The sequence below is a fragment of the Leptospira kobayashii genome, assembly GCF_003114835.2.
GTDB lineage: Bacteria > Spirochaetota > Leptospiria > Leptospirales > Leptospiraceae > Leptospira_A > Leptospira_A kobayashii.
In genome coordinates this window covers 1,018,430-1,030,872 of record NZ_AP025028.1, presented here as the reverse complement: position 1 = coordinate 1,030,872, position 12,443 = coordinate 1,018,430, and the positions used below count along the sequence as shown (strand labels likewise).

The window sequence follows — 12,443 nt, the reverse complement described above, 5'->3', positions numbered from 1 at the left end:
TGAATCCGAACGGCGAAATGAATTCCCCGAATAATGATGATCCGATCATAGATTTAACCAAGACCTGGCTTGAGAAGGCTGTGATCGGACTCAATCTTTGTCCTTTCGCCAAATCTGTGTATAATGGTAACCTGATTCGTTTTATAGTGAGTCAGGCAAAATCCAATCAGGATTTGACCGCCGATTTGAAACAAGAATTGCAAATACTATCGGAATCAGATCCGAAACAAACGGAAACAACTCTCTTGATTCACCCTTACGTGCTACTGAACTTTTTAGACTATAACGATTATCTTGGAGTCGCGGATAAATTGATCACTCAACTGGAATTGGAAGGATACCTTCAAATCGCAAGCTTTCATCCTGATTACCAATTTGCGGGTAGACGAACCGATGACATCGCTAATTTCGTAAACCGCTCTCCCTATCCTATGTTACATTTGTTACGCGAAGATAGCGTGGAGCGTGCAAACGAAAATCATCCGGATATAAATTCGATCTATCAAAATAATATAGATACTCTTCGTAAATTGGGTCACGATGGTTGGAATGAATTAGGAATTACAAATCCTGCAAGTACCGGTTCAAATTCGATCTTTCCCGATTGATTTTTGCAATCGCAGTATCCAGGATCTTAACCGTTTCCCCCGGACTGGATAAAGTCAAATTTCCACCGTCAAGTGCTCTAAGGCCGAGGGATCTGGCTGTCATAGTCGCAATGAAAATACGGCGTTTGTCATTGAAATTTTTTGCAATAAACCACATAGATGCGGTTCGCGACGAAGTGGCAAAATCTCCCTGGAAAAGATTCATCCTATTGAATTCCGCCTGCGAAGCAATCCGGTCGATTTCATCCGTCAATTCGAAGATTTCAATCTCCGAAGTTTCATTATCAGGTGGCGGCTTTAAATCATTCAAAGTCAGATCACGCATACGATCTGTAATTTTCGCAAGCGAATCAAGATAAATCAATGCAGTCTTCAGAAGTAAATTCTGTTTTTGGAATGTATTGGAAACAGAATTTTCCAAATGAAGTTTTTCCAACCTACTCATCGTTTCACTCATAAACTTGAGTCTTGAATCCAAAGCCTGAAGGTGCATTTTATTTTCAGGATAAAAACCGTCTACTCCGTATGAAGAAGTAGATGTTCTTATCCAAAAACGTTCTTTTGAAATACGCTTGGAGGAAACACCATCCCAATCAAAATTTCTAAGTTCAAAACGAATCTTCTCAACCTGACGAAAAAGCAGTCTGTAATTCTCCGCAGTGAACGGTCGAAAAGGATTTTTGTCAAGTTTCATGAAGATAACCCTTTCATAATTTGTTTTCGTTCCTTACGGAGCTTTTGAAGTGCTTCGTCGAACACAACGATCGCATCGGACGCACTGGATTGTGTGGAGATAGTGATAAGAAATCCTTCTTTGTTTTGAATTCGATAATCTACTAACGGTTTGGCGATACCGACCGTTCTTTGCGAGATATCGTTCATTACATGGACAAGGGACGACAGTTCCATTTGTCCCAGTTGGCGATCGGATATTGTGTATACACCGCTTTGAAGATTTTGTGCAGAACTTCGGATTTTTTCTATGGCTGCTTCCATAATTCCGAGTCTCAATAAGTTTTGCTTCTTTTTCCCTATCGTTCCGGAAGAACCCTTTATCTTCAAATAATATACATTAGCAGTCATTAGATATTTAAATCGGGTTACATATTGTCCCCATCTTGTCACGGAATATTGAAGTTCGGATTGTAAACTGTCCAATCTCCCGAACAAGTCATCGAATAAAAATCGGAACTCTACTTCATCGGCCGACTGACTAGAAATATCTTCCTGAATCTTTTTCAAATCCAAACCTATCGGAAAAAATAGAATCGTTTCCGTCTCCGTTTTACCAAACTCACTCACTTGAAACGAAATCGATACAAGAGGCATCGCTAATTCATTTCTTTTTCTTTCTGCAAAAAGAAAATGGCCCTGCAAAGGAAAAGCAAGTCCAATCAGTAAAATCGCTTCATACAATTCCTTGGATTCATTTCGAAAGTTCGCAAGTATGTCCGCATTTGGTTTTTGCCACGACATTGTTTCTGACTGAAAAAAAAGAATCCTACTTCGCCAAACTTCAATTAACTTTGATATAATAATGAGATTGATTTGATTTCTTTCCGAGATTTCCAAAAGAGTAGATAATGGATTGGCCGCGGATGATTTGATCGGATTCGCGGGATATGCCTTTTCCAACTCTCTTACAAAAAGTTTGGAGAATTCAAGTAACTCCATACCCGGCTGGAAAATCTTTGTTCCCAAATCATAAGCTTTTTTCTCAGTACCGCTTTCCCTTACTAAAGTAGGATACCAGTCGGGCACCTCTTCCGCTTCCGATCGTTTTGAAACGTCCGGGCCTGCATCGACTTGCAAACCCAACAAAACCGCTGCAGTCAGAGTCACTTTTTCCAAAAATTCCCGACGATGCATAGTGGTTAAAGCAAAACCTATTTTCCTTTGAATATGAGAATGCGATGATTATCATAATCGTCTACGAACAATTGATTGCCGACCATATAGACTCCGTACGGATTAGCGAGTGTCCTCGCAGTGGGATTTGCTCCGGAAACTCCGGTTTGGCTGTCGTCATTTCCTACATTGTTTGTAAAATTACTTTGACCCAGAACTTTATCAGCAGACTGACCGTTCACGGTAGGAAACGAATCCCAGATTAAAACCCGATTGTTGTTCCCATCACCTACGACTAACTGCGTGCCGTTTGAAAATATATTATAAACACCGCCTAGAGAAAAACCGCCGCCCGTTGCAGCGGAGACCGCACTCTCCATGGAAGACTGGCCCAAAACCAGGTCCGCCGGTTGCCCGTTAGTCGTCGGAATCGTATTCCAGATCAGTAATCTTCCGTTGTAAGAATCCGCAACAAATAATCTGGTTCCATCACCCCAAACCCCTCCCGGAGTTGCTAAGGTGTTAGCCGTCGGTGTGGGGCCTCCCCGATTGGCAGTGCAGGAAGTAAAATCCGGCTGGCCTATTACTACGTCAGCCGGAGTATAATGAGAAGTAGGGATCGTATTCCAAATCAAAACCCTGTGGTTGCCTTCATCGGCGACGAATAATTTACCATTGGCAGTGGAGACTCCCTCGCTTGAGGACAAATCCGTACTGGAACATGTCCCATTACCGGCCGTTGTGAAATTCGAAACACCTAATACTACATCAGCATTTACGTTTGCTGTGGGCAAAGAATTATAGATCAACTGCCGGTTGTTGCTTGTGTCCGCTACAAACAATCTTTCGTTAGATGATGCAATACTCCATGGAGAAGAAAAGGAGGTTGCAGTCGGAGGATTTGCCAGGCCGGAAGAAACAAAATCAGGTTGACCGATCACAAAATCTGCCGGAGCACCATTTGTTGTAGGAATCTGATGATAGCCCAAAATGCGGTGATTTCTGGAATCGGAAATATATAATTTATTTCCACTTACAGTAATCGGCCCAGGATAGTTTAAATTTGCTGCCGTTACAGGAGAATTTATCTTAGTCACAAAGTCAGGCTGACCAATCACGATATCTGCATTTTGAAAATTAGAAAAACTAGCGCCAGTTACAGTATTTACTTCCTCGGAAAGAGCTCCTTCCAAAGCGGCGCCAACGGAAACCACTCTATAATATACTGATAAACCACCGGCGAGATCGGAATGTACATAGGGACTCGATGCATTCCCGATAGAAGAATCGGATCTTGTTACTCCCGCGGATGTTTTCCAATAGATTTTGTAGGAAGATGCTCCCGGAACATTTTGCCAGGAAATCGTCGTTTTATTGAGTCCGCCTACCACCTTGACTTGAGTAGGCGCGCCCGAACCATACTGGACTCCGCAATACGGCGAACTGTCTCCGAGAATTCCTTTTAGAAATAAGGATCCCAAATACTCCTTGCCGTTAGGATCACATGGATTTCCCCATTCGAAACGGGAACAATAGTTCGAGCCGAGAAGGATCGGCCAGACAATCAGGCAAATGTATATTTTAGATTTCAGAATCAATTTTTAACCATTCTCGCCGGTCCGATTTTAGATACTAATGCATGTTAGTCAAACGAATACCTGAAACGATTGCCTATTCGTATACACCATTCTACTTTAAAAGAATGTAATATGTCATCTTTTTTTTCGACTCATAAAGAATAACAATAGCCAATGGTTTTCTTCCTACGCAGTCTAAAAATATGAGAGACCGCAATCTACGAAGATCTTTGCCATTGCTGTATGCTGTTGTTGTATCCGCACTTCTGGCTTCTACATTGCCAACAACGATCGGCAATCCTATAGAAAGCCGGCCAAATCCGAAAAAACAGAAAATCGAGATTCGGTATTTCGTAGGAAACTTTTTGGAAGCAGGCGTATGGGAAGGAATATTCAGCTATACCTTTCAAGATAACCGGGGCAAAAAAATGAGTTTTGTCCAAGACGTAAATCATGGCGATACCATTCCATTGCCGTTGTATATGGATGAAGCGAACAAGTTCGCAAATCCACTGTATGCCGGAAAAACTTTTAAAATCGGTTATATCAGCCTTCATCAGGAAATCGGCGAGTCCATAGATCGGATCCGGATATATAAAATTCGAAGTTTGGAAATGAAATAGAGGATTATTCCCGGCTTCCGAGCGCACAACTTGCTCCGTTTTTAGACATTCCGCTCTACTCCAAAGCAGTCAAGCCAGCGAATTACACAAATTAAACGTTAAATGATCACTTAACAAAAATCTGTTTTAAATATTGAGACGTAATAAGAAATTCATTACCAAACATAAACCATTATTTTAAAATAAAAATTTGACATCAGATAACAAACAACAGCATTTGGAAAAATTAGTCTAACAGGAGATTTATCATTATGACGCGAAGATTTGCTGCGTGCGGCATTTTAGCATTGTTTATCGTCAATTGCCAACACAATCGGATAACATTCAACAAGGAAGCAAAACCGGGAAAAACGTTCGAAAGATCCTTTGATTTTTATGTCGCGGGATTGTTTCCAAAACGAACAATAGAATACTCGGAATTATGTGAGAATGAAAAAATCTTTCAGCTTCATTACTATAGAACATTTTCCGATGGATTATTCCACCTATTTACCTTATCGATCTATTCTCCGAAAACACTGGAAGTGGTATGTGAAGCGGCCTTAAATCACATCCATTCGGAAAAAGGATTCTCCTCAAACGCAAGTTCTTTTGCTAAAATCAAAAATATCGAAGAAACAAAAGACGAAGTACAACAAATCAATGTTAGCCATTCAAGGGAGTTTTTCTAACAATGCAAAAATTTATTTATTTTATCGCATTCACTTTGTTACTGGTAAATTGCCATTCTTTGGTAATCCATAAAAAAGGTTTTAGCACAATGGACCCTCCCCGATCGGGTGATGATAGTTATAAGTCTTATCTATTCGGAACTATCGATAGCAAGTCGGATACCGGCGGCACGATTCCAAATTGTGAAAATGGAACGCCCCAGGTAAGATTTCTTTACAGTGGAACAAATATAGCTTACGAGATTGCAGCCAGCGTAGCCTATATCTCACCAATTTTTATAACTTGGCAAACCAATCAATTCTGGTGTTCTGCGGAAGTAACTTCACCCGAACCACAAGGGAAGAAAAAGAAATAAATTTGTTCCATCAAAGATGATATTGAAATAGAAGATCCCGCCTTAGGTCTTCTATTTCACTCAGAGCCAATTCGTAAATCTTACTTTAAGCAACCCGGTTCCAGATAATCATTACCTTCTTTTACAGCTAACTGGCAAAAGGTGGAGAATTGAATCAATGGCAGTTTTATTTTTTTCATGGCCCAGTTTTAAATCATCAGGTTGATGAAAGCGATTTTAAATCTTATCAATCCTCTAAAACTCTAAAAAAACAACTCAAACCTGTTTAATATAATAAACAATTCATCAAACAACTTTCGATTTCGGTCCCAAACGAGGAATTTAAACTTAAACTAATCCGCTATACGGGAAACACTGTCTGATATAGTAAATATATGAGACGCACAAAAATCCTATTCTATATTTTCGCCTCGTTCCTTTTGATTGCGGGACTGCTTTATTCAAACCGATTGTTAATACTTCGTTATTCATTAGGCTGGATCACCGATATACGTTTTCCAAGAGAACCAAACCATCCAGTTCCTTGGGAATCCGTATCCGATCAACAAAAATCACTTAAAAAAGATCGTCCACCTAACATTATACTGATCATGGCGGATGATCTTGGGTTTAATGATGTGACTGCTTACGGCGGAGGTTATGCCGATCTCGGAGTTCCAACTCCACACATCGACTCAATCGCAGAACAAGGTGTACGGTTTGATTCAGGTTACTCCGGAAGTGCTGTTTGTACGGTTTCCCGGGCAGCCTTATTGACCGGCAGATACCCATCCCGCTTTGGGGTGGAATTTACTCCTACCCCCGGAGCCCTGGCACGAGTCGGAGCTGATTTATACGACGCTCCCGATCGGTTGCACCCTGTCGTCATCGATAAGGAAAAGGCGGAAAAATCCAAGAGCTTCAACGAATTAGGTATGCCTACGTCGGAAATAACGATCGCCGAAGTTCTGAAATCAAAAGGTTATCATTCGGTTCATATCGGCAAATGGCATTTGGGAAGCACGGAAGAGATGAGGCCCAACAAACAAGGGTTTAATGAATCCCTGTTTATGGAAAGCGGTTTGTATCTGCCTACGAGTGATCCGAACGTTGTAAATTCCAAACAGGATTTTGATCCCATTGATAAGTTCCTTTGGCCTAACATGAGATATGGAGTCAGTTACAACGGAGGAAAATGGTTCGAACCGGATAAATATCTTACCGATTATTTCACGGATGAAGCGGTTAAAGTAGTAGAAATCAACAAGGACCGACCTTTCTTTTTATTTCTCGCCCATTGGGCGGTACATACTCCTTTGCAAGCAAGCAAAGAGGATTATGATTCACTATCGCATATTCCCAATCACAGAAAAAGGGTCTACTTAAGTATGATTCGTTCTTTGGATAGAAGTGTTGGAAAGATTTTAAAGGCAGTCAAAGAGAAAGGTTTAGAAGAAAATACGATCATCATTTTTACAAGTGATAACGGTGCACCGAATTATATCGGACTTTCCGATGTCAATCGTCCCTATCGAGGATGGAAACTTACTTTTTTCCAAGGTGGTATCCGCGTTCCTTATTTTGCAAAATGGCCGGGGCATATAAAACCCGGTACTAAGTATGATCACCCGATTACCAACATTGATATTCTTCCTACATTGGCGGACGCCGCCGGAGCACAACTACCTACGGATAGGGAAATTGACGGAGTCAATTTATTACCTTATCTGAAAGGACGGGAAGTTCAAAAACAGAGACCTCTTTTTTGGAGTGACGGGCATTATCAAACAGCTCAGTTCCAAGGATGGAAATTAATAAGAACGGAAAGACCAAACAAAAAATGGTTGTTCAATCTGAATTCGGATCCAACGGAAAAGAACAATCTAATTGCAAAACATCCGGAGAAACAAGAGGAATTGGAAAGTTTATTATTAAATTATAATAAACAAATGATAAAGCCGCTTTGGCCTTCTTTCATCGAATTTCCCGTCTTAATAGACAAAACCTTGGATCAGAAGCAGGAAGAAGAGGATGAATATACCTATTGGGTAAATTGAAATGGCAAAATCGTCAAAAACGATCAGTTTGATTATTTTATATTTTAGTTATTGCCATTGCGGTTTTATAAAAAATTTTTCGGCAAATAACACGCGTTCCTGTGATTTGCCCGGATCCAAAGAACAAGGTATCCATGCTGGAATGGTTTGGATTCCTCCGGGGACATTTGAAAATACGGACAAGATCTATCCGGAAGAATTTTCCGGAAAATCAAAAACCGTATCAGGCTTTTGGATGGATCGTACGGAAACGACCAATGATGAATTTGCAAATTTTGTTCGTGAAACCGGTTACGTAACGGAAGCCGAAAATTCGCAAAACTTACACGGAGAAAAAAAACCGACCAACCGTTTGTACGAATCCGGTTCGGTTGTGTTTCAAAAACCAAAGACGGAAAAATACAATTACCATCCGTTGGAATGGTGGAATTTCATTCCGGGAGCTAACTGGCGTCATCCGGAAGGACCCAATTCCTCTATTGATGGCAAGGGGGCTTACCCGGTTGTGGCAGTTAGTTATCAAGATGCGTTAGCCTATGCAACTTGGAAAGGACATGTTTTGCCTTCGGAGGCGGAATGGGAGTGGGCATCCGGAGGAGGAGTTTCAAGATCGAATCAAAATTCCCAACCGAAAGAAGCGAATACCTGGCAAGGAGATTTCCCCATCCATGACGAAGGAACCGACGGATTTCGCGGGATTTCACCTGTAGGTTGCTATGCGAAAAATGAATTCGGACTCTATGATATGATCGGAAATGTCTGGGAGTATACTTCCGATACTTGGGAATTGCCCAATCAACCGGGAAAGATGAAAAGCCACACAATCAAAGGCGGCTCTTATTTATGTTCACCTAACTATTGCAAGAGATACAGATCGGCGGCAAGACAATCACAAGAGGACCACCTTGCATCGAATCATATTGGATTTAGGACCATTCTCAGACAAAACATCGATATCATAAAAAAATAATAAAAGGAAAAAATAATGAAATTTTTGAAAACATTTCTTCTTCTACAAGTGATCGTAGGATGCATCTTATTTCATCTCTCTTGTTCGTGGGATAGTGTCGTTCTAAATAGGGTCAAAAGCTCTCTGAAATTTAAGGAAGATACTGCGAAGGAACTTTTAGACAAAGATCGAATCACAGTCATTCTCATCGGAGTTGGAACTCCCATTCCCTCGGATAATATCCAAAATTCAACTGCGGTCTTTGTCAATGGTCAGTTCTTGGTATTCGATAGCGGAGACGGGGTGGCCATGGCGATGGAAAAACAACATCTTCCGGTAACTGAGATTAATGGTATTTTCATCACATATTTTCATTCCGATCATTTTGCCGATTTAGGAGAAGTCATCGATCGAAGCTGGCTTCTAGGCAGAAGAAATCACCTAACAGTCTATGGCCCGAAAGGAACTTCGGAACTTGTAAACGGATTTTTAAAAAGTTATAAATTGGAATACGGCTACCGCACAAAACATCATGGAGAAAACGTTATGCCTACGCAATGGAAAGGTGCCGAAGCAAATGAATTTACTCTCAAACCGGACGGCTCTTCCAAAATAGTATATGAAAAAGATGGAGTTGTCGTTCGTTCCTTCAACGTAAATCATGAACCTGTCGAACCGGCAGTAGGCTATCGAATCGAGTTCAAAGGTAAATCCATCGTAATTTCAGGAGATACGGCGGATTCCGAAAACTTAGGAAAACACTCGCTAGGTGCCGACTTACTCATTTCCGAAGCAATGAACAAGTCCTTAGTCGCAAAAATAGAGAAAGCTTACGAGTTTCTGGGAATCGAAAGATTCAGAAAAATAATGAAAGATATTCAACTCTATCATATCGATATTTCCGAGTTAGGCAGATTGGCGGAGAAAGCAAAAGTGAAAACCTTGGTAGTCACCCATATGATTCCTGTAGCAAAAGGATTCTTTCAAATCAAATCCTTCTACAAAGATCCGGTTCGTCAGGAGTTTCACGGGGACTTAATCATCGGCGAGGATGGGAAAAAGATCGTTCTTCCTTTAGAGTAGTCGGGACAGATTTCTTCTGTTTATAACTAAAGAGGACCTGCCTTCAGATTTAATACCCGTAAGATTAAATTTGAGATTGTATGACCCACCCGTTGATTTATAAAATGACTATGATAAATTCTTCGCTGGGTAAAATACTGGATTCCGCATGCCAATCAATTCAAAATCAAATCGGCTCGGGGAAAATTGCCAATTATATTCCGGCACTAGCACGAGTTGATATAAAAAAATTCGGAGCAGCCATTCTAACGTTAAACGGAGAATCTGCATCTTACGGTGACGCAAATGAATCGTTCTCAATCCAAAGTATCTCGAAAGTTTTTTCTCTCACTTTAGTATTAAACCAAATTGGAGACAAACTATGGGAACGAGTACACCATGAACCTTCGGGGAATGCCTTCAACTCGATCGTCCAACTTGAAATGGAGCACGGGATTCCCCGAAATCCGTTTATCAATGCGGGCGCCCTGGTTCTAAGTGATATTCTTTTAAAAGACAGTACACCTAAAGCCAGTATTCAAACTGTTTTGAATTTTCTGCATGAGATAAATGGAGAAAGTCGAATTACTATTGATCATGAAGTTGCTTTGTCCGAATTAAAGCATGCTCATAGAAATGCCAGTTTGGTTAATTTCATGAAAAGTTGCAACAACATAGAAAACACAGTATCCGATGTTCTGGAAGTTTACTGTAACCTTTGTTCCATTTCGATGAGTTGTGAAGAATTGAGTCGATCCATGTTGTTTCTTGCCAAAGAAGGATTTGATCCGATCTCAAATAAAAGAATCGTATCTCCCGAACTTGCCCGACGTATAAATTCCATCATGATGTTATGCGGACACTACGATGCATCCGGTGATTTCGCTTATAGAGTCGGGCTGCCTGGTAAAAGTGGAGTTGGAGGCGGAATCGTTGCCATCGTTCCGGAGGTCGGTGTCATTACCGTTTGGTCTCCGGGATTAAATCATAATGGCAACTCCCTCGCCGGCACATCGGCTCTTGAGGCAATTGCCAGAATATCAAACTGGAATATACTTTAGTTACTCTTTTAAAATACTTTTGAGTATGTCCCGGCTTCCTAAAATCTTCAGAGTTGTCGCAAGTCCACCCATCATCGCACCGGCAATCCCCGGTGAACCGCCGGCATCTACTCCTGTTAGAAACAATCCTTCGATCGGTGTTGTCACATCAAACCAAGGGGATTTTGTTTTGTCATAACGCTCAGGGACACAGGCAAGTCCGTAAATCGCACCATCCGGATGAGAAGTAAAGTGTTCGTTTGTTAGAGGAGTCGACACTTCTATGTATTCGACAATATTCCTAAATCCGGGGAATCTCATCTCGATTGTATCAACAACCGAGTCTGCAATTTTCTTTTTGAATTCTTCGTATTGTTCTCCTCTTTTTTTCCAAGGAAGGTCTTTCCATTTTTCGAATAGGGAATAATCGGTAAATGCAATCATATCCGCAGTGTGATTTTTTGCATCCGGATCTTTTAAACTAGGGAAAGACATATATAGATTTTTAACTTCACCAAAGTTCTCAAGCCACTCATTTCTTTTTTTGAAATTTTCTTCGTGATCATTGGAAGCAAAGATCCAATAGTTTTCTCCTCTAAATCCGAGTTTTGCGGGACTTTCGGAAAGACCCATATAAACACAAACGCTTGTCGCCATCTTTTCTTTGTTATAAAAATCACTTAATGATTTCCTAAACGGAATCGGCACGGATTCAGGAATTAATTTCATATAAGTCGGATAAACACCGGCACAAGACACTATGATCGGAGCAAAATAATTTCGTTCTTGTTTTTCACCCCGGAGAAACTTTGTCTTCACTCCGATGGCTTTGCCGTTCTCGATAATGATATTTACCACCTCGGTCGTATTAATGACCGCCCCGCCACTCTCCTTAATAATCGGCTCTACGCTTTCGAATATTTTTCCACCACCACCGACCGGGTAAAATCCACCGTTAAAATAATGTACAACGAGTGCGGCATGCGTTGCAAACAAACACTTGGAAGGTGGAAGACCATAGTCACCCCATTGAGAAGCAAGGATTGCTTTAATGTCCTCGTTTTTAAAGTGATGGTCAAGATAATCCTTTAGAGTCACGATCCCGGGATTTTCCATTTGAGCGGTAAATGCGCTCAAGTCGGGAGTTGTTGATTTCATCATCATCGATTTACCGAACAAGGCCGATGCTTTATGCAAATCTCTGAAGTATTTATGAATCGATTCCTCTTCATCGGGAAACTGTGAAATTAAATCGGACTTAAATTTCTCCTCGCTCCCGAAAAGTTCAAAGGTTCTATTAGGATAAACGAATTTTTCAAAAGGTTCCGGCATCTTGTTCCATACTACTTTCTTATTTGTAATTTTATCCATAAGCAGACGGCTAAAACCGCCGGAATGCATATCACCTACATAGTGAATGCCTACGTCCCAATGAAATTTATTTTGTTTTCTGGCAAATGCGTGAGTGTAACCACCCACCTGAAAATGTTTTTCTATAACTAGTATTTTTTTGCCCGCGTATCGGGAAAGTAAACTTGCAACTGTAAGGCTACCCATTCCGGAACCTATACAAATTATATCGAAGTTATCGCTTAAATTTTCATTTTTCATTGACCTTATTCTCCCGCCACTCAATGTTTACACAGAACACATTCAATGCAGCCTATCGTTAA

12 protein-coding genes are annotated in these 12,443 nt (G+C 40.8%); 8 read left to right on the top strand and 4 right to left on the bottom strand.

Annotated elements, in window-relative coordinates; all coding sequences use genetic code 11:
• Nucleotides 1–17 precede the first annotated feature (17 nt).
• Nucleotides 18–608 carry a DUF1415 domain-containing protein gene (locus DI077_RS04550; RefSeq protein ID WP_109018682.1) on the top strand — a complete coding sequence of 197 codons (591 nt, stop codon included), beginning with the start codon at nucleotides 18–20 and terminating at the stop codon, nucleotides 606–608.
• Here the strand turns inward: DI077_RS04550 and DI077_RS04545 are convergent.
• Genes DI077_RS04545 through DI077_RS04535 form a run of 3 tightly spaced genes read right to left on the bottom strand, consistent with a single transcriptional unit; the run spans nucleotide 562 to nucleotide 4,054 of the window.
• Complete coding sequence (locus DI077_RS04545; RefSeq protein ID WP_109018650.1) at nucleotides 562–1,302, bottom strand: flagellin N-terminal helical domain-containing protein; 741 nt, start codon at nucleotides 1,300–1,302, stop codon at nucleotides 562–564. The genes DI077_RS04550 and DI077_RS04545 overlap by 47 nt on opposite strands.
• Complete coding sequence (locus DI077_RS04540) at nucleotides 1,299–2,477, bottom strand: hypothetical protein (protein WP_109018651.1); 1,179 nt, start codon at nucleotides 2,475–2,477, stop codon at nucleotides 1,299–1,301. Before DI077_RS04540 ends, DI077_RS04545 begins: the two co-directional genes overlap by 4 nt.
• A gap of 17 nt (nucleotides 2,478–2,494) precedes the next feature.
• Nucleotides 2,495–4,054, bottom strand: coding sequence for an NHL repeat-containing protein (locus DI077_RS04535; protein ID WP_242935357.1), 1,560 nt, complete (start codon nucleotides 4,052–4,054; stop codon nucleotides 2,495–2,497).
• A gap of 209 nt (nucleotides 4,055–4,263) precedes the next feature.
• On the opposite strand from DI077_RS04535, the gene DI077_RS04530 reads away from it, so the two are divergent.
• The 7 genes from DI077_RS04530 to DI077_RS04500 all read left to right on the top strand — a co-directional run bounded on the left by DI077_RS04530 (nucleotide 4,264) and on the right by DI077_RS04500 (nucleotide 10,791).
• Entirely contained in the window at nucleotides 4,264–4,656 is a 393-nt protein-coding gene (locus DI077_RS04530; RefSeq protein WP_135354827.1) for a hypothetical protein, read from the top strand.
• 251 nt (nucleotides 4,657–4,907) lie between these two features.
• Nucleotides 4,908–5,327, top strand: coding sequence for a Bor/Iss family lipoprotein (locus tag DI077_RS04525; protein ID WP_109018653.1), 420 nt, complete (start codon nucleotides 4,908–4,910; stop codon nucleotides 5,325–5,327).
• A 2-nt stretch (nucleotides 5,328–5,329) separates the two neighbouring features.
• Nucleotides 5,330–5,683: a hypothetical protein gene (locus DI077_RS04520; protein WP_109018654.1), complete on the top strand. Its 354-nt coding sequence runs from the start codon at nucleotides 5,330–5,332 to the stop codon at nucleotides 5,681–5,683.
• Between the two features lie 374 nt (nucleotides 5,684–6,057).
• Entirely contained in the window at nucleotides 6,058–7,719 is a 1,662-nt protein-coding gene (locus tag DI077_RS04515; protein ID WP_109018655.1) for a sulfatase-like hydrolase/transferase, read from the top strand.
• Between the two features lies 1 nt (nucleotide 7,720).
• Nucleotides 7,721–8,689: a formylglycine-generating enzyme family protein gene (locus DI077_RS04510; RefSeq protein WP_217351548.1), complete on the top strand. Its 969-nt coding sequence runs from the start codon at nucleotides 7,721–7,723 to the stop codon at nucleotides 8,687–8,689.
• 15 nt (nucleotides 8,690–8,704) lie between these two features.
• Nucleotides 8,705–9,751, top strand: coding sequence for an MBL fold metallo-hydrolase (locus DI077_RS04505; RefSeq protein WP_109018656.1), 1,047 nt, complete (start codon nucleotides 8,705–8,707; stop codon nucleotides 9,749–9,751).
• A gap of 110 nt (nucleotides 9,752–9,861) precedes the next feature.
• Complete coding sequence (locus DI077_RS04500) at nucleotides 9,862–10,791, top strand: glutaminase (RefSeq protein ID WP_109018657.1); 930 nt, start codon at nucleotides 9,862–9,864, stop codon at nucleotides 10,789–10,791.
• Here DI077_RS04500 and DI077_RS04495 read toward each other — a convergent pair whose 3' ends face one another.
• Complete coding sequence (locus DI077_RS04495; protein WP_109018658.1) at nucleotides 10,792–12,381, bottom strand: phytoene desaturase family protein; 1,590 nt, start codon at nucleotides 12,379–12,381, stop codon at nucleotides 10,792–10,794.
• Between the last annotated feature and the right edge of the window lie 62 nt (nucleotides 12,382–12,443).